The organism is Brevibacterium sp. 50QC2O2, from assembly GCF_024580675.1.
Lineage (GTDB): Bacteria > Actinomycetota > Actinomycetes > Actinomycetales > Brevibacteriaceae > Brevibacterium > Brevibacterium moorei.
In genome coordinates this window covers 25,316-42,597 of the sequence record NZ_JANIJZ010000008.1, presented here as the reverse complement: position 1 = coordinate 42,597, position 17,282 = coordinate 25,316, and the positions used below count along the sequence as shown (strand labels likewise).

The 17,282-nt window shown below is 68.0% G+C and carries 15 protein-coding genes; 8 read left to right on the top strand and 7 right to left on the bottom strand.

Translation table 11 applies throughout. The features are described 5' to 3' along the window. The first annotated feature begins 59 nt into the window (after positions 1-59). The 3 genes from NQ038_RS08145 (at position 60) to NQ038_RS08135 (ending at position 1,888) form a co-directional block, all read left to right on the top strand. A complete protein-coding gene (locus tag NQ038_RS08145; RefSeq protein WP_257058598.1) occupies positions 60-347 on the top strand; it encodes a helix-turn-helix transcriptional regulator in 288 nt (95 codons plus the stop codon). After that, complete coding sequence (locus NQ038_RS08140; protein ID WP_257062360.1) at positions 344-1,576, top strand: type II toxin-antitoxin system HipA family toxin; 1,233 nt, start codon at positions 344-346, stop codon at positions 1,574-1,576. Before NQ038_RS08145 ends, NQ038_RS08140 begins: the two co-directional genes overlap by 4 nt. A gap of 99 nt (positions 1,577-1,675) precedes the next feature. Next, on the top strand, positions 1,676-1,888 hold the full coding sequence (locus NQ038_RS08135; protein ID WP_257062358.1) for a heavy-metal-associated domain-containing protein: 213 nt from the start codon (positions 1,676-1,678) through the stop codon (positions 1,886-1,888). A 118-nt stretch (positions 1,889-2,006) separates the two neighbouring features. On the opposite strand, the gene NQ038_RS08130 is transcribed toward NQ038_RS08135, so the two are convergent. Continuing rightward, the gene (locus NQ038_RS08130; RefSeq protein ID WP_257062357.1) at positions 2,007-2,192 is read right to left on the bottom strand and encodes a hypothetical protein; all 186 of its coding nucleotides are present in this window, start codon (positions 2,190-2,192) and stop codon (positions 2,007-2,009) included. A gap of 180 nt (positions 2,193-2,372) precedes the next feature. Here NQ038_RS08130 and NQ038_RS08125 point away from each other — a divergent pair, with 180 nt between their 5' ends. Beyond that, positions 2,373-4,652: a cation-translocating P-type ATPase gene (locus NQ038_RS08125; RefSeq protein ID WP_257062356.1), complete on the top strand. Its 2,280-nt coding sequence runs from the start codon at positions 2,373-2,375 to the stop codon at positions 4,650-4,652. A 28-nt stretch (positions 4,653-4,680) separates the two neighbouring features. Here NQ038_RS08125 and NQ038_RS08120 read toward each other — a convergent pair whose 3' ends face one another. Then, on the bottom strand, positions 4,681-4,971 hold the full coding sequence (locus NQ038_RS08120) for a hypothetical protein (RefSeq protein WP_257049050.1): 291 nt from the start codon (positions 4,969-4,971) through the stop codon (positions 4,681-4,683). A gap of 299 nt (positions 4,972-5,270) precedes the next feature. Between NQ038_RS08120 and NQ038_RS08115 the strand changes: the two genes are divergently transcribed. From NQ038_RS08115 to NQ038_RS08105, 3 genes are all read left to right on the top strand, one after another. Beyond that, complete coding sequence (locus NQ038_RS08115) at positions 5,271-5,831, top strand: hypothetical protein (RefSeq protein WP_257062354.1); 561 nt, start codon at positions 5,271-5,273, stop codon at positions 5,829-5,831. 215 nt (positions 5,832-6,046) lie between these two features. After that, the gene (locus NQ038_RS08110; RefSeq protein WP_257062353.1) at positions 6,047-7,099 is read left to right on the top strand and encodes a response regulator; all 1,053 of its coding nucleotides are present in this window, start codon (positions 6,047-6,049) and stop codon (positions 7,097-7,099) included. A 113-nt stretch (positions 7,100-7,212) separates the two neighbouring features. Next, entirely contained in the window at positions 7,213-8,460 is a 1,248-nt protein-coding gene (locus NQ038_RS08105; RefSeq protein WP_257062352.1) for a HAMP domain-containing sensor histidine kinase, read from the top strand. A gap of 85 nt (positions 8,461-8,545) precedes the next feature. Here NQ038_RS08105 and otsB read toward each other — a convergent pair whose 3' ends face one another. Together otsB and NQ038_RS08095 are read right to left on the bottom strand one after the other, a co-directional pair. After that, positions 8,546-11,341: a trehalose-phosphatase gene (gene otsB, locus NQ038_RS08100; RefSeq protein ID WP_257062351.1), complete on the bottom strand. Its 2,796-nt coding sequence runs from the start codon at positions 11,339-11,341 to the stop codon at positions 8,546-8,548. A gap of 331 nt (positions 11,342-11,672) precedes the next feature. Continuing rightward, positions 11,673-12,440, bottom strand: coding sequence for a hypothetical protein (locus tag NQ038_RS08095; RefSeq protein ID WP_257062350.1), 768 nt, complete (start codon positions 12,438-12,440; stop codon positions 11,673-11,675). A 732-nt stretch (positions 12,441-13,172) separates the two neighbouring features. Between NQ038_RS08095 and NQ038_RS08090 the strand changes: the two genes are divergently transcribed. After that, complete coding sequence (locus NQ038_RS08090; RefSeq protein WP_257062349.1) at positions 13,173-14,015, top strand: endonuclease domain-containing protein; 843 nt, start codon at positions 13,173-13,175, stop codon at positions 14,013-14,015. Positions 14,016-14,224: 209 nt separating this feature from the next. Here NQ038_RS08090 and NQ038_RS08085 read toward each other — a convergent pair whose 3' ends face one another. The 3 genes from NQ038_RS08085 to NQ038_RS08075 all read right to left on the bottom strand — a co-directional run bounded on the left by NQ038_RS08085 (position 14,225) and on the right by NQ038_RS08075 (position 17,227). Then, a complete protein-coding gene (locus NQ038_RS08085) occupies positions 14,225-14,752 on the bottom strand; it encodes a Rieske (2Fe-2S) protein (RefSeq protein WP_257058562.1) in 528 nt (175 codons plus the stop codon). Between the two features lie 93 nt (positions 14,753-14,845). Beyond that, positions 14,846-16,252 carry a phosphotransferase gene (locus tag NQ038_RS08080; protein ID WP_257062348.1) on the bottom strand — a complete coding sequence of 469 codons (1,407 nt, stop codon included), beginning with the start codon at positions 16,250-16,252 and terminating at the stop codon, positions 14,846-14,848. Between the two features lie 150 nt (positions 16,253-16,402). Continuing rightward, on the bottom strand, positions 16,403-17,227 hold the full coding sequence (locus NQ038_RS08075; RefSeq protein WP_257062346.1) for a phosphatase PAP2 family protein: 825 nt from the start codon (positions 17,225-17,227) through the stop codon (positions 16,403-16,405). Between the last annotated feature and the right edge of the window lie 55 nt (positions 17,228-17,282).

The window sequence follows — 17,282 nt, the reverse complement described above, 5'->3', positions numbered from 1 at the left end:
CAATAGCCATATTGTCACGTTATGGCGAACTTAGCAGCCATAAGAAAATGGGAGAACCGGTGGTCGGCTACAGAATCAATCGCCAGCTCGGCGATTTCGGGGCCCACATCCGCGGCTGGCGCATGGTCCTAGGGCTGCCGGCCCAGCAGGTAGCGGAACGCGCCGGAATTACCCGCGACACCCTGCGCAAGATCGAAAAGGGAGATCCCAGCGTTGGATTCGGCAACGTCGCCCAGGTGCTCCGCGCCCTGGGGATACTCGACACTGCAGTCGATGCCGTCGACCCTTTGAACTCCGACATCGGTCGCCTGCGTGCCGACAGATTGACGAGGAAGCGTGCGCAATGACTACGGTCGACGTCTTCAACGATGTGGCGGGGAGTCCCATCCTGGTGGGCCAAGCGCACTTCACCCGTGCCCGCGGCCGGGTCAGCACTACTTTCCTCTACGACACCGACTACTTGGCCGGCAACGGCACGACCATCGATCCTGCACTACGCCTGGCTTCTGGAGCTCAGCACCACAGTGGCATGATTCGGGCCTTCGCAGACAGTGCACCTGACCGGTGGGGGCGCAACCTCATCGACAAGGGCGAGCGCACTCGGACCCGGCAAGACAAGCGGGTGCCACGTCGATTGGACGATGTCGATTACCTGCTTGGTGTCAGCGACGACACCCGTCAGGGTTCCCTGCGCTTCGCCCTACACGGGCACGCCGAGTTCTTGGGAGCACCTTCCCGGGTCCCCACCTTGGTTTCGCTCCCGGAGCTGCTTCACGCTGCAGATGATCTGGCCCGGGGTGACGACCCAAAAGAAGCAGTCAAACGCCTCCTGAGTACCGGGACCGCAGGTTTGGGCGGAGCAAGGCCGAAGGCCGCAGTCAAGCTATCGGATGGCTCTTTGGGCATCGCAAAGTTCCCACATGCAGGCGATGACTGGAACGTCACGGCCTGGGAAGCAACCGCCTTGGACCTGCTTGAGCAAGCAGGCATTCACACTCCATACCGCAGGCTCGTGCCCGTCGGGAACCGGAGCGCCTTGGTCCTGCGTCGATTCGATCGCACAACCTCCGGCGAACGCATCGGATACATCAGCGCGATGACGACGACGGAATCGACTGACGGCGAACAACGCGACTATGCCGACATCGCCGATTCGATACGGGACCTGTCCCGATCGCCCAAATCGGACCTCCGCGAACTCTACAGCCGTGTCATCGCCAACATCGCCCTTGGCAATACCGACGATCACCTTCGAAATCATGGGTTCCTTGCCAGTGGTAACTCCTGGACGCTGAGTCCGGTCTTCGATGTCAATCCCAATCCTGACCCTTCACGGCAGCGGTCGACGTCGATCATGGGGGCCGACTCCTTCCCCGAGGAAGTAGACGGATTGCTCGCATTGGCAGAGGAATGCGACCTTGGCATAGAACAGGCTCGACAACAAATCCGGCAGGTCACTTCGGCGCTGAGCAGTTGGCGTGAGCTGGCTCTGCGACACGGTATCTCCCAGCGCGAACTCAGTCTTATGGAGAAATCCCTCGAACCACGTTTGGAGGGACTGCGTGCAGCGGAGTGAGGGTGAGGACGCATGCGCGCACACTGGCCCACGCATATACCCCATGGGGGTATACAATTCCGAGTAGAACCACGAACCTCTGAGAACGGGAGCACCACCATGACCACCACCAACCTCAACGTCTCCGGCATGACCTGCGGCCACTGCGAAAACGCAGTCAAGGAAGAGCTGGGCAACATCGCCGGAGTCACCTCGGTCACTGTCGACCTGCACGCCGGCCAGGTCAGCCCCGTGACCGTCGAATCGGAAGCTCCGCTGGATCAGAAGGACATCGCCGCGGCCATCGACGAAGCCGGGTACGAATTGGTGTGAGCGATGGGATGCCGACCCTTTCAACTCAAGTTGCCGCATGCTACGGTAGAGGAGTCCAATGAAGGAAGGCCGTAGCCCTAACTACGACCTTCCCACCGACTTCCGCCGGCTTGCTGGCTCAGTCGGCAGTAAAGAACTCGATGGCTAGATCGAGTACCTTACGAAGGACTACAGTCAGGAAGATGCGGGTTCCCTCTTTGCTAAGGGCCCGCATTTTTCTTGCCCGCTTGTCCTTTTTCCCGGAGCCTTGAGCCCCCGTCGGTGCGTCCTTCTCAGGATCATCGGGCGGGACCTTGTTCTCCATCGGATCTTCCCTTCTGCACATGTGAACATGTGCCGCAATGCTCACTCGGTGTTGAGATGAGCGTCCAAATCACTCCAGTCGCAGTGATCCAGACGCCCACGGCCAACGAGCATCACAAAGGTCAGATCAGACCGATGTATCAATACTAAACGCAAATATCATCGAAAAATAGGACATCTCTTGTCGACTACGGCTAGTGACACCCGCCAGGTCACCCTGGACATCACGGGCATGACCTGCGCATCCTGCCAGGCCCGAGTCCAGAAGAAGCTCAACCGCTTAGACGGCGTGCAGGCCACCGTCAGCCTGCCCCTGAACTCGGCCTACGTCGCCGTCACCGGCCCCATCACGGACGCGGACCTCATCGCCACCGTCGACAAGACCGGCTACGGCGCAACCGTCCGCCCGCCAACCCCGCCGGCAGGCGCTGAGGACGCAGACCCGGCGGGGACCTCGGCAGCGGATCCCGACCGCCTGCGCGCCCGTTTCATCACCGGCCTGATCCTGGGCATCCCCGTCATCACCATCTCCATGGTCATGTCCTGGCACTTCCCCGGCTGGCACTGGCTCATCGCCGCGCTCAGCCTGCCGGTCGTCACCTGGTGCGCCTGGCCATTCCACCGCAACGCCTACAAGGCCGCCCGAGGCTTCAGCTCCACCATGGACACCCTGGTCAGCGTGGGCGTCACCGTGTCCACCGTCTACTCGCTGGTCACCATCGCGATCGCCACCGGCCACGGCCACCTCCTCCAGCTGCCGCACCACTACCACCTGTGGTTCGAGGGCGCCGTGGCCGTCACCGTCTTCCTGCTGCTGGGCCGCTACATCGAGGACCGCGCCAAGAAATCGGCCACCGCGGCCCTGCGCGCCCTGGTGTCCATGGGAGTCACGACCGCCCACCGCGTCGTGGGCGATGCCAGTGGTGCGGCCGGCTCAGCTGCGGCCGGCAGCACCGGTGAGGCCACCACAGTCGACGTTCCCGTGGCCGCCCTGGCACCTGGGGACACCGTCCTGGTGCGCCCCGGCGAGAAGGTGCCCGCCGATGGCACCGTGCTCACCGGCGCCTCGGCCGTCGATGAATCCCTACTGACCGGCGAATCCGTCCCCCGCGAAGTCGCCCCGGGCGACCGCGTCACCGGCGCCACCGTCAACGCCAACGGCGCGCTGACGGTGCGCGTCGAACAGGTCGGCGAGGAATCCACCCTGTCCCAGCTGCAGGCCATGGTCGAACGCGCGCAGGCCGGCCGTCCCGCCGCCCAGCGCCTGGCCGACCGCATCTCCGCGGTCTTCGTGCCCGTCGTCTTCGCCATCGCCGCGGCCACCCTGCTGATCTGGGGCCTGGCCACCGGCGACTGGACCTCCGGCCTGCGCGCCGCCGTGACCGTGCTCGTCATCGCCTGCCCCTGCGCCCTGGGCCTGGCCACTCCCGTGGCAACCGCGGTCTCCAGCGGCCGCGGCTCCCAGCTGGGGATCCTGGTCTCCGGACCCGAGGCCATGGAGACCGCCGGGCGCATTACCACCGTCGTGCTCGACAAGACCGGCACCCTGACCAGTGGGAACATGAGCGTCATCGACTCCGACCTATCGCCGGACGCACTGTCGGCCCTAGCTGCGGCCGAGGCCATGTCCGAGCATCCGATCGCCGCCGCCATCGCGCGGGCCGGGACACTGACCATCGCGCAAGCCGGGGCGGATGCGGCCACAGGGCAGGTGCCCGCTGGGCCTGCGCCCCGGGTCGAGGACTTCAGCGCCATACCTGGCGGGGGTATCCGCGCCACGGTCGACGGCCGCGCCCTCCTGGCCGGCAAACCCGAGCTGCTGGTAGCCCAGGGCATCGCATTACCTGCCGAGGCCTCGGAGTCGGATGTGCCCGCCACCATTGTGGCGCTGGCCCTGGACGGCGAATATGCCGGCCGAGTCCTGGTCGCCGACACCGTCAAGCCGGGAGCGTCCCGTGCGATCGGCGAGCTGCACGCCGCCGGTATCCGCACGGTGCTGCTGACCGGTGACCGCGACAGCGTGGCCCACGCCGTCGCCGGGGAGCTGGACATCGACGAGGTCCATGCCCAGGTGGCACCCGGTGATAAGGAGGCGCGGATCGCCCAGCTGCAGGCGGCCGGACAGCGTGTGGCCATGGTCGGCGACGGTGTCAACGATGCGGCCGCCCTGGCCAGGGCGGATCTGGGACTGGCGATGGCCTCGGGCACGGATGTGGCGCGGGCGGCGGGCGACATCACGCTGATGCGCAGCGATCCCGGGCAGATCCCGCAGGCCATCCGGCTGTCCAAGCGGACGCTGCGGATCATCCGCGAGAACCTGTTCTGGGCGTTCTTCTACAATGTCGCGGCGATCCCGCTGGCGGCCCTGGGCCTGCTGGATCCGATGATCGCCGGTGCGGCCATGGCCTTCAGCTCGGTGTGCGTGGTGCTCAACAGCCTGCGGCTCAAGAGGTTCGTGTAAGAATCGGCCTCAGTGCAAACCTGAGGGCTCAGTGCATGACGGGACCGTTGGGGTCCTTGACCTCTTCTGACTTGACGACCCAGTTCAGGCCCATGGCCACCAGGGTCACGACGATGAAGGTGACGACTGTGTACAGGCCGCACAGTGCCAGCGGCTTGAGGCCATCCCACGCTGCGGTGAAAATGATCGTCATAACGAACACCAGTGCGGCCGCCACCATGCCCATAGCCGCGCATTCCTTCATCGGAACGGCTCGGGTGGGCCGATTTCCGGACTGCGGGGCAGGCGATGCGGCATTGTTCTGTGCGGAGCTGCTCATAATGCCCTCAGTCTACGCGGCGTGGGAACAAGCGTCATTTCCCCAGACACCCGTAGGGCATAAACAGCTAGCCTACATGTGTTGCCCACAGGTGCAGGCTATACGGACGGGCACGACGTCTGAGCTGTACGCATCGGCTGCGCGTCTGAGCGCGCGTCTGGGCCCCGTGCAGGGGCTGCGTGTGCAGAGGCGGCCGAACTGGCACACTAATACGAGTGAGACCCATCCCCGGAACAATCCCCGCGGCTGTGGCGTGTATCGCCGTAGCCGCTCTAACAGGCTGCGCGGACCCCTATGCCGTGACCGACCTGGGTCCGGCTCCACAGCTCACCGAATCCTCGTCCGATTCCTCCTCCACCAGGCGAACCTCTGGGCAGTCCGGCGACAAGGTACACCGCTACTCCCGCAAGGACCTCGTCAGCGCGGTGCTCACCGGGCCCTCGGCCACCGGCGGACAGGACGTGCTGGGCGTCCGCCAAGCCCTCCAGGCCTGCCCCGCCTGCCTGCACCGGGGCAAACCGTTCACGGTCGCGGGACTGGTGTTCGCCTCGGCGTCGGTGGTGTGGGATCCGGCCAGGGCAACCGCCGGTGCAACGAACGGGACCGCGGACTCCGCCGGCAAGGCCGGGGACCCCCGCCCCTTCGCCCAGCTCCTCTTCACCACCGACGAGCGGACCCCGGACATCGCCCTGGTGACCACCGGCCGCAACATCACCCTGACCCCCGGCGGCGACCGCACGGTCGTCGCGGAGGAACGGTCGGGCGCGGCCTGGGCGGTACGCGTCTACCGCTATGTGGGCGGCCGCTTCGAAGGCGGTCAGAGAATCGAACACATCCCCTCCCCCACTCCCACGCCCTAGAACCGGGCACTGCGGTGGGCTTGGGACTGCGCTGGGGCGGGGCCGGCGGCACTACTCGGCTCCGGTGTCGCGGCTAAGCGGTATCCTTGGAACTTGAACGCTGCGACGAGTTTGCGCGCGCCACATCCGGACGCGCACAGCTTCGGGCCCCACGCGGGAACCGAAGTCCATCCGCCGCGGTCTGCCATGGATCGGAAAGGGATACAGGATTCACGGTGCACATAGTCTTGGTCGAGGACGACGAGGTCATCAGGGAGACCACCCAGCTGACCCTGGAGCGCTTCGGATACACCGTCAGTGTCTTCGCCGACGGCCGCGACGGATTCGAATACGTCATCGAGCACGGTGCCGACGTGGTCCTGCTCGACCTCATGCTGCCCACGATGAACGGCGCCTCGATCTGCCGTGAACTGCGCGAGCGCACCGACGTCCCCATCATCGTCATCTCCGCCAGATCGGAGCCGATCGACATCGTCCAGGCCCTCGAGGCCGGCGCCGACGACTATCTGACCAAGCCCTTCGACATGCAGGTGCTCAGCGCCCGCATCCGCACGGTGGTGCGCCGCTACGGGGCAAGCACGGCCGGCTTCCCCTCCGGCGACCTTGCCGGGAACCCCGCCGAAACCTCCCGGAACCCGACAGGTTCCGTCCCCGCTCCCCCGGCAGGCGCGCCCCGGACCACGCCCCGGGTGGGGCACGCGCGCTACCCGGGCCAGACCTCGGCGGCCCCGGAATCCTGGAGCGCTGAAGAGTCACAGGACGCCCAACAGACCCGCTCGGCCCAGCCCGTGTCGCCGGCGCGCACCGCGCGTTCGGGCCAGGGTGCCGCAGCCGTCCCACCTCGGGCCGAGGTCCCCGCCCGCTGGGCGCGCCCCGCCGGTTCCCCCGCCAGGCAAGCCGGCACTACCCGACAGCCGGGCTCCATGCGGCCCGGCCAGGTCCTGCCGAACGCCGCGCCGCCCGACCAGCCCCGCACCCAGCCCAACACGCTGGACTTAGGCGCGTTGCAGATCGACACATCGCAGCTGCACGTGACCCTGCACGACAAGCCTGTGCACCTGACCCCCACCGAACTGCGGCTGCTCCTGCTGCTGGCCGACCGTCCGGGCCACGTCTACTCGCGCGAGGACATCGCGCACATGGTCTGGGGCACGGACTGGGCCGGCGACCTGCGGGTCGTCGATGTCCACATCCAGCGCCTGCGCAAGAAGATCGGGACCCGCCGGGTCACGACCATCCGCGGCTTCGGCTACAGCCTGGTCGCCTAGGCCCGGACACCAGCACCATGGCACTTCGGCTCCGGTTCACAGGCCCCCGCGGAGCGCACAGCACCCGCGTTCCCCGGACTCGCCGAGGCCCCCGCCGGTCACTACGGCTGCGGATGGTCGCGACGGTCGTCGCCGGGGTCATCGTCGCGGTGCTGGCCTGCGGGCTGACGATGCGCGCGGTCACGCTGCGGTCCCAGACCGACCAGGTGCGCGACAAGATCACCGCGCAGCTGACCCAGGCGCGCATCATCTACCGCGACACCGGGGTGCTCACCCTCGACGCCGTCGTCGACGACCCACAACTGCCGACCGAGGCCAGGGAGTCCGCCTCCGCCGGCTCCATGGTCACCCAGCTGGGCCGTGCCGATGACGGCCACGACTACCTGTGGGCGGCGTCCCCGCTGACCGTCGGCGGGCACGATGTGGTCATCTCCATCCGCTACTCGCAGGCCGAATACGACAATCTGACCCGCCAGATCGACCGCACCGTGGTCGTGGCGCTGATCGTCACGGCGATCGTCGTCGCCGGCGTCGCGGGTCTGGTCGCCGGACGCACCAGCCGCCGCCTGACCAAGGGAGCGCAGGCCGCCAGGGCGATCGCCGGCGGTGACACCTCGGTCAAGATCACCGCGGTCATCCCGCCGGCCGATGACGAGGTCCAGGACTTCGCCCAGGCGGTGGACACCGCCGTCGAACGCCTGGCCGAGCGGATCAGGGCCGAACAGCACTTCGCCGCCGACCTCGCGCATGAACTGCGCACCCCGCTGACCGGCCTGCTGGGAGCTGCGAACCTGTTGGAGGAGGACAGCCGCGCCGCCCAGCTGGTGCGCGAACGGGCGAACCGCCTACATCTGCTCATCGAGGACCTCCTGGAGATCGCGCGGACGGATCAGGCCACCGCCGAGGTCTCCTGGCAGGATGCCAATGTGACCGCCGTGGTCGTCTCGCAGCTGAACAATATGGAGGCGGCCGGCTCCATCACCGCCGATCAGGTCACGCTCATCAGCCCCGATCCGCAGCCGGTGTGGCGCACCGATGGCCGCCGGCTCTCCCGCATCCTGGGCAATCTGGTCTCCAACGGGCTACGGCACGGCGCGGCCCCCATCGACATCACCGTCGGCCCGGACTCTTTGACCGTCGAGGACCACGGACCGGGCTTCCCCGCGCCGCTGCTGGCCTCGGGGCCCACCCGGTTCAACACCTCGGCGACCTCCGGGATGGGCCTGGGCCTGGTCATCGCGGTCTCCCAGGCCCGCCTCATCGGCATGGAACTGGTCCTGTCGAACACGCCAACCGGCGCCCGCGCCCAGTTGGTCTTCTCCGACCCCCACACCCCCACCTCGAGTTCCACTACGTCCTGAAATGTCGATTGGGAACGCTCCCGGCATGGATTTTCGACATTTCGGGGCGTAGTGGAACTCTGAGTGCGGAGCTCCCGGGCCGCCCCTACTCGAGGAACTGCGGGCGGATGATCGGCAGGGGCTCGGTCTGCGGCCCGCCGGTGCGCGCGAGCACATCGTCGAGCAGCCGGGCGCAGCGGATGTAGCCCAGATGCGAATAGGCCTGCGGGGTGTTGCCCAGGTGGGTTTCGGCCACGGGGTCGTACTCCTCCGGCAGCATCCCGGTGGGCCCCAGCAGCCCGTGCAGGCGCTCGAACAGGTCCAGGGCGTCCCCCGTGCGCCCCACCAGGGCGAGTGCCTCGATCAGCCAGCTGGTGCAGATGTGGAACCCGCCCTCCAGCCCGGGCAGGCCGTCGGCGTAGTGGTAGCGGAACACCGTGGGTCCGGCCCGCAGGTCCCGCTCCACCGCATCCACCGTTGCCACGAACCGTGGGTCGTCGCCAGGCAGCAGGCCGGAGAGCCCCACGAACAGGGCCGCGGCGTCCAGATCGTCCTCGCCATAGGCCACGGTAAAGGCGCCCACGGCCCGGTTGAAGCCCTTGTCGAGCACGTCCGCGGCGATCGCCTCGCGCAGGTCGATCCAGGTCCCCGGCACCGGCTTGCCGAACTCCTCGGCGATCCGCACCGCCCGATCGGCCGTCACCCAGCACATGACCTTCGTGTACACATTGTGCTTCGGCGCGCGTCTGGCCTCCCAGATGCCATGGTCGGGTTCCTCCCAGCGCCGAGACACCGCCAGCACCATCTGCCGGGTCAGCTCCCAGTGCTCCGGGCGCAACTCCCCCAGGGCCCTGGCGCACTCCAACAACAGCTCGGTGACCGGGCCGAACACGTCCAACTGCACCTGGTGCTCGGCGGCGTTGCCCACCCGCACCGGCCGCGAACCGGCGTATCCGGGCAGATGGCCCAGCACGGCCTCGGTCGTCAGGGCCGAACCGTCGACCGCGTAGAGCGGGTGCAGCTGTTCGGGGCCCTGTGCGCCGGCCAGGATCCCGGTCAGCCAGTCCAGGAAGCCCACCGCCTCCTTGGTCGAACCCAGCTCCAGCAGGGTCCGCACCGTCATCGAGCCGTCGCGCAGCCAGCAGTAGCGGTAATCCCAGTTGCGCACCCCGCCCAGGCCCTCGGGCAGGGAACTCGTGGCCGCAGCCAGTGCCCCGCCGGTGGGCTCGTGGCACAGCGCGCGCAGCGTCAGCGCCGAGCGGACCACCGCCTCCTGGTGCAGATCCGGCAGCTTCAGAGAGGCGACCCAGTCGCGCGAGGCCCTGTGCACCTCGTGGCGCAGATGCGCAGGCGGACCCGAGAACAGTTCGTCGAGCACACCGCCCGGCTCCTCGTACTCCCCGCCCAGCGCCAGGGCCAGGACCACGCGCTCGCCGGGCTCATTGGCCGGCACCACCGTGGCGACCGCTGTGTCCGAGCCACCGATCCCGCCGGCGCCGGGCTCCCGCTCGATCCGGAAGCGCACTCCGGGGGCGTACAGCGTGATCGGTTCCGAGGTCGTGAGCACCCGCACACCGCCGGGGATCAATTCCAGGCGGACCGGGGTCGCGCCGAAGTCCGGGCGCGGGGCGAAGCGGATCCGTGCCGGGGCGTCGCCGGTGAGCTCGCGCACCAGCACCGCGTCGGCGGACTTCGGGGTGCTGGCCGGGGCGAAGTAGTCGTGGCAGTTCAGGCCCGGCCAGCGCGTCTCCAGGACCATCGAGTTCGTCCGATAGCGCTGGGTCAGTGGCCGCGCGCCGTCCGCCGCTGCCACGCTGAAGTAGCCGGCCTGCCTGCTGCCGAGGATCTCGGCGAAGATCGCCGCCGAGTGCGGCAGCGGATAGGGCATCCACACGATCCGGCCGGCGGCGTCCACCAGTGCCAGGGAATGGCCGTTGCCCAGCAGCGAGTGCCGTTCGATCGGCACCGACTGCGAACCGAACAGCCAGGCCCGGCGCAGCTCGAACAGGCTGGAGAGCACCAGCGCCACGGCCTGCGGATCGGCCACCGTGAACGAGGCCGCGGTTGCGGGGGTTGCGGGGGTTGCGGGGGTTGCGGCCTCGGGCGTGCCGACCCGGATGCCCAGGTCGCGGTCGCCCAGGGTGGCCAGTGCCGCCTCGTCCGAGGTGTCGTCGCCGATGTAGACGACCGCCGGATCGCGCAGCGAGCCGCGCAGCTGTGCCAGGGCGCGCGCCTTCGAGGTCGGCACCACGCTCAGGTCGACCACATCCTTGCCGTGCACCGCGGTCACGCCCTCCCAGGACTCGACCTCGGCGACGGCCCGGTGTGCCAGGTCCTCGATGTCGGGGCCCAGGCCGCGCAGGTGCACGGCCACGCCCGTGGGCTTGGCCTCGACTAGCAGCGCAGGGGCCTGGGCCAACAGGGCGTTCATGCGCTCGCGGATGCGGGTGAGCAGGGTGCGGGCGGCGGGGCTGAGGAAGTCCTCGGTGTCGGGACTGTCCTCGATCCCGTGCGAGCCGAGCAGCGTGACCTCGCGCGGGAGCCGGGACATGGCGGCCAGGTCGCGCAGCGCACGGCCGGAGATGACCGCCGAGTCGGTATCGGGCAGCGCCGCCAGCGAGCGCATGCTGGCGACCGAGATCGGCAGGGGGAAGGCGTGGGTGGGCCGGTCGACCAGCGGAGCGATGGTGCCGTCGTAGTCGGTGGCGACCAGCAGCGTGGGCGAGTGCGCGAGCTGGACCAGGCGGGCCAGCAGGCCCTCGGGCAGTTCGCGCGAGGCCTGGGCCAGGTCACCCAACGGCCCCACCGTGGGGGTGGCCGGGTCCCATGCGCCGAGGCCGCCGGGATCGGGGAAGGCGGAGCCGACCCCATATGCTTCCGTTGGTGTCACCTCGGCGCCCATCCGACCTCCTCGACCCGCCGACCCTCATCGTGGCCGACCTGCGACTTCGACTGTGGTTCCGACTCTAGTCGACGGCGGGGACCGATATGTGACGAACACGACTGCCCAAGGCGACAAGGGGGCACCACCCGGGCGGTGGCTCCACACATGCACCGGTGGCAGCACAACTCACGATTTATCGAGCCACTGGAACTGTTGTGGAGCCACCGGTAAGGCGCAGGCACCTAGGCAAGGGGCACCCCGCCTGCGAGAGCCACATGGTAAGGCGCGGGCAGTCAGACTAGGGGCACCCGGCTCGCGAGAGCCACACGGCCGGTGCAGGCGCGAAGGTTCAGGCGCGACCGTGCGGTTCGAAGCCCTCTTCGCCGTCGGCCTCGTCGCGGCGCTGGATGGCGACGAGCTCCTCGGCGGCCAGGATATCCGTGTCGGCCGCCGCGTCGTCATCGCCCAGGCCGGAGTCGCGCAGCGTCCGCACGCGCGAGCGGCGGGTGAACCCACCGATGATGTAGAGGATCGAGGCGATGAGGACCGCCGCTCCCGAAAAGCCCGTAACGCTCAGCGCGTGCATGCTGAAGCCCACCAGCAGTGCGATGCCCAGCAGCAGGTGCACGCCACCGGCGATCAGATAGTCGTTGGCGTTGGGCGTGGCGCGCAGCAGCGCGTAGATCCACAGCTCGATGATGGCGTGCAGCACCGCCCATACGCAGACGGCCGCGCGCAGCTGGCCGGCGGTCGAGGCCAGGAGCAGGAAGACCAGGGCCGGGACCACGACGATCGCCTGGCCCAGGAGGGGCGTGCGGATGATCGCAGGACTGTACTTGACCTGGACGAGGACCAGCACGGCCTGCAGCACCAGGAAGACCGCGATGATGAGATCCGCGGTGCGCACGGGGATGCCCAGATTGGTCGGGCCCCCCAGCATCTCGCGCGGCCAGAACACAGTCGCCAGGCCGAAGATCACGCCCAAGGCGCCGCGGATCGCCATCCACAGACCGGTCCCGGCATACTGCTTGACCGAGATGGTGGCCGCGGGGCGGTCCGCATCGGTCTTGGGTGTCCCTGGTGTCCCCGAATTCCCGGGTGTCCCTGCTGAAGTCACGCCCACCAGTCTAGCGGGGGCGACCCCGAGCTCGCTCCCCCGGCGGCGCGCCCGCATCTCCTCCACATCACATGCGGAAACCTGCAACACATACGTGTATATGCGTATGTGTTGCAGGTTTCCGCATGTAATAGGATCAAACCTCTTCCAATCGTGTCTAACATGTAGCACCATGTGACCATGTACAACGTCTTTTCACGATCATCGCTACCAAATGATATTTCTATCGATAGATTGCTTCAATCATCCCGGGGTTGCTGCACTACGAGGAGACATCGCGGCGTATACGCCGTTGTGCGCGTATGCCAAACGCCTGCACATGCCGTGTTCATGCAGTGGATCGACTCGCCCGAACTCTTGGATCCCGGTCCGGAGCGCAGTGGTTCAGCTGCCGATCAGGGCACCGACCAGAGACACACCGACCATCAACCGAGGAATCGGTCGGCGGAGGGGCGGCCTGCGACAGGCGCATCCCCCGCAACGGTTTTTCAACGCGAAATCGCACATCATCTGGGACACATATCGACCCTCCGACTCGCACCCGGAGAGCACCTCAGCCACCGATCCGCCGCAGCAGCACAGGGGATCCCCCTCCCGACCCCGGACCTCGCCCACATCGAAGTATCCCGTCCCGAACGCCCGTCCTACACGAACAAGACCTTCCGGAAGCGACAGCGATCCGTTCCGGCGGAGCACCTGTACGACACCTGCGCGGCGTTGCCCGGCGTTTTGATGACCGATCCGTTGTGGACCGCTGCGGACCTCCTCCGGGATTGCGATGAGGTGCACGGAATCATCGCCGCAGACGCCTACACAGGCGGTATCTCCGAAATCACTGCAGGCAGGCTTGCGGCATACCCGAACCGGACCAGGACCGGACTCTATCTGCAGTTTCCATCGAACCTGGTGGAAAGGCATGGGCCCGAAGGCGCTCGCGCTCAGTTCGACCCCGCCTATCGGCACACTGCGATGATCGACGCTCTGGCCCGCACCAATGACATGGCGCCCGAAGCGTTCGGCCAGGTGGTCCCTCTTCTGGTGCCGCCAGGCCACGGTCCAGCGCAGCCTGCAAGCAATCCGCCGCTCCCGGTGACGGGTGTCCCGGCAGCTACGCCCCGGTTGGTCCGCCACATCGCTCAGCGGCGAGAGAGGCTGCAACAGACCCTGAACCAACTCGCAGAGCATGCCGCGAGCAGGAACATGAGCAAAGCCAGGCGCTTGCTCGGTTGGTCCACCGGACTCGCCGAGTCACCCTTGGAATCGCTCACGGCATTGGCGCTCCACCGCCTGGGCATCCACGATTTCTGGCAGCAGGTGGCATTCCCCTTCGACGATGCCCTCGCGGGTTTCAGCGATCGGGTCGACTTCTACATTCCCCGCCTCAACCTCATCATCGAGGCCGATGGCTGGAGCAAATACAACGAGTACGGGCCCCGGATGAAGCAGGAGAAGCGCCGCGAGGACAGGCTCGCGCTACGACATGTGGTCATCCGCGTCGAGTGGAGCGATGTCCTGCCGGGACCGCGCGGGTACAGAATCATCGAGAAGTTCCGGGCCAAGGGGTTCAGGATCTGAGCCTCACCGACCCAGGACATGCGCATTGCGCGACCGGCCGCTCACATCGCGCGGCCCAGGCCCCGCATCGCATACGGAAACCTGCAACACATACGTGTATACACGTATGTGTTGCAGGTTTCCGTATGCGATGCGGCGAAGGGCGTGAGGCCAGGAGACCAGGCGGCTGGGACGGCGCGCGCCCCGGTGACGGGCCGGGCCCGAGTGCCTCAGCTCGCGCTGATCTTGAGGGCGGCCCCCGACTTCTCCACCTTGCCCGGCGTCAGACCCTTATTGGCTGGGCCCGCGATCTTCGATCCGTCCTCGGTTGAGAACACCGAGGTGTGGCACGGACACGTGATGTCGTCCTTGGTCACCTGCCGCACCAGGCATCCCTGATGGGGGCAGATCGCCGAGTACGCCTTGAAATCGCCCTTCGTCGGCTGCACGACCACCCAGCTGTTCTTCACGACGCCGGAGCCGACGGGGACCTCTGTTTCGGGGAGTTCAAGCGGTTCGGGCGCCTTCGACTCCGAACCGCAGGCCGCCAGACCGCCGACCACGGCAACGCCCGTCACGCCCACAGCCGCGGACTTGAGGATGCGCCGTCGGCTGGGGGCCGAGGCACCGGATCCGGCCGCGTTTGAGGCGGCCAAGCTTGAGGCGCCCGCGTTTGCGGCGGCTGCGCCTGCAGCCGTCTCGCCTTCCTCAGCTACGGAGTGATCATGGGTACCGGAAACGCGGAGGACAGAACTCATGGGCCCCACTCTAACCACTGGCCCTGACCATCGCCGCTAAGCCCGGCCTTCGACATCCGGCCGCCCGGACCCTGAGACTCGACGCGAGGACGCTCAGCCGACGATGGCCTCGGCCAGGGCCCTGACCACGGGCCAGGTACGCGCCATCCGCGCCCGGCCGTAGGCGGCGTCCGGCGAGTCGAGGCCGGCGGCCAGCGTGCGGGCGGACCAGGTGCAGGCGTTGAGACACAGCCGGGCCAGCGCACTCACCTCGACCAATTCGAGTTCCCGATCCGTGAGTTCGGCGGGGGTGCCGGCCGAGGCCGCGACGTAGGCGGAGACACAGGCGCGCAGGGCAGCCAGCGGATCGTCCACGCCCAGCATCGTGTACGAGGCGGCGATCGCCAGTTCCACCACGCGCGGAGCTGTGCGGGTGTCGCCGAAGTCGATCAGTCCGGTGATGTGCAGCGCGCCGGGCGTGGCCTCGATCGTACCCGCGGCGCCCGCGCCGAGCAGGATGTTGAAATCGTTGACGTCCTGATGCACGACCTGGCACGGCAACTCGGGCAGCAATGGCCGCACACGCGTTTCGAAGGCACGCGCGACTCGCCGGGCCAGGGCGACGTCGGCGGACAGCCGGGTCCCCATGTCCACCGGGACCAGGCCGGCGGATTCGAGCGCTGCAATCCGATCGGCGGCCGAAAGCACATTGCGCCCGGTGGTCTCGAACGACCACGGGTGCAGGATCGGTTCGGGCTCGGCCGGAGCCTGCGCCAGCGCCGCGACCAACCGGGCCGTCAGTCGGCCGACCTGCTGTGGATAGTCGGCCGGGACCTCGGCGGAGGCCGCGACCTCGCCGGCCAGGTACTCCTGCAGGCGCAGCATCACCCGGGGCCCGGCATCCGCCTGCCCATCGTCCGCCGAGGCCACCGCTGCGGGGCCACCGGCGTTCGCCTCTGTGCCCAACGGCTCTGTACCCAACTGCGTTGTGCCCGTCGTCTGTGTGCTCGTCGCAGTAGCGCCCGGCAGCGCGGCGTCCTTGGGCACGGTGCCCTGGGGCGGCGCGGTCTGCGGCGCAGCGTCCGCATGCGCGGGGTCCTTCGCCGTGGTGTCTTTCGAGGTGGCGTCCTGCAATGCGGTGTCGCTCAATGCAGTGCCCTTCGGCGGCACCGCAACGTCCCTCGGCGGCACCGCGACGAGTGCCAGATAGCCCGAGGACTCGCCGGCCGCGGTCGAATACGGGTGCAGTGCGGGCACCTGCCGGGCCACCGGCAAGCCGGCGCGGGCCGCCAGGCCCTGCACGGCGCAGAACCAGTCGGCGTGTTCGACGGGCATCGTGGGACTGGGGTACTCGGCCTTGAGCACATAGCTCTTGGCAACGTCCTCGCCCGAGGCGGTCACCACGATATTGACCGCGATCTCGCCGGCCAAGAAGCGGCCCACCTGCACGTCCAGGCCGAAGTGCGCGCGGCACAGTTCGGCGACCTCGGCTGGGGTCAGGGAATGCAGCGGTCGACTCATGCCCCCAATCCTATGGGAGCACCCCCGACCCTCGTCCACTACGACTCCACTTCGACCTTCGTCCACTACATAGCGAAATGTCGATTGGGAGCGCTCCCACCTCCGAAAATCAACATTTCGTCACGTAGTGGAACTGTTATGCGATGGAGCCTATGTAGTGGAACTCCGGCGAGATGAACCCCCGGAACCACGTGAACCGGATGGATCACCGGAACCGAGCCGGTCGCCTGCCGCAACCAGGCCCAAGCGCACAGCGGGGGCCACCGCGACCGACCATACGATCGAGCCCAGGACATCGGTGGGATGGTGGACGCCGACGATGAGCACGGTGCACACGATGAGCGCCGGATAGGCCACACACAGCACAGCGGCGATGGGCCGGGCCCGGGTCCTGCGCACCAGGAACCACACCCCCATGGCCAGCGCCACCGCGAACCCCGTGTGCCCACTGGGGAAGGAGGGATCGGCGGGCCACGCGGCAAAGGGCTGGGCCAACAGGGAATGGTCGGGCCGCGGCCGATCCACCAGCTCCTTGATCCCGGTGATCGGCAGCCAGGTCACGGCGACCGTCAGCACGAAGGTCAGCACGGCCCGGGGCGAGCGCGTCCCCCACCAGGCCAGCGCCCCGGCGCCGAGCAGCAGACCGATCGCGCCGGGTACCCGCTGGAATCCATAGACGGCATCCGTCGAGGCCCCGACCCACCCCGGGTGCAGGCCGTTGGCCCAGATGACGATCGCCATGTCGATCCCCGGATCCAGCCGCACCACCAGTCCCAGCCCCAGCACCGCGGCCGCGGCGACGATCGCCAGGGCGACCACGGCACGAGGATGGATAGTTGGGGCGAGGATGCCGGCACGGGTGCCCGCATCCCGGGCGACGGGTTCCGGCTGCCGGCCGGCCGCGGGTTCCCGAGGCTGAACCGGGTACTGCTCCGATTCAGGTCCCGGCCGCCCCGGCTGCTCATCGCTATGCATCCCTCCAGTCTCCCATGCACGACTCCGGTGCGGCAGCCGGCGCGGACACCACCCC

Bases quoted from the DNA above. Each gene is read 5' to 3' on its own strand.
- NQ038_RS08140 (WP_257062360.1), top strand. From the start codon at position 344: ATGACTACGGTCGACGTCTTCAACGATGTGGCGGGGAGTCCCATCCTG.
- NQ038_RS08135 (WP_257062358.1), top strand. From the start codon at position 1,676: ATGACCACCACCAACCTCAACGTCTCCGGCATGACCTGCGGCCACTGC.
- NQ038_RS08130 (WP_257062357.1), bottom strand. From the start codon at position 2,192: ATGGAGAACAAGGTCCCGCCCGATGATCCTGAGAAGGACGCACCGACG.
- NQ038_RS08120 (WP_257049050.1), bottom strand. From the start codon at position 4,971: ATGAGCAGCTCCGCACAGAACAATGCCGCATCGCCTGCCCCGCAGTCC.
- NQ038_RS08105 (WP_257062352.1), top strand. From the start codon at position 7,213: ATGGTCGCGACGGTCGTCGCCGGGGTCATCGTCGCGGTGCTGGCCTGC.
- otsB (WP_257062351.1), bottom strand. From the start codon at position 11,341: ATGGGCGCCGAGGTGACACCAACGGAAGCATATGGGGTCGGCTCCGCC.
- NQ038_RS08090 (WP_257062349.1), top strand. From the start codon at position 13,173: ATGACCGATCCGTTGTGGACCGCTGCGGACCTCCTCCGGGATTGCGAT.
- NQ038_RS08085 (WP_257058562.1), bottom strand. From the start codon at position 14,752: ATGAGTTCTGTCCTCCGCGTTTCCGGTACCCATGATCACTCCGTAGCT.
- NQ038_RS08080 (WP_257062348.1), bottom strand. From the start codon at position 16,252: ATGAGTCGACCGCTGCATTCCCTGACCCCAGCCGAGGTCGCCGAACTG.
- NQ038_RS08075 (WP_257062346.1), bottom strand. From the start codon at position 17,227: ATGCATAGCGATGAGCAGCCGGGGCGGCCGGGACCTGAATCGGAGCAG.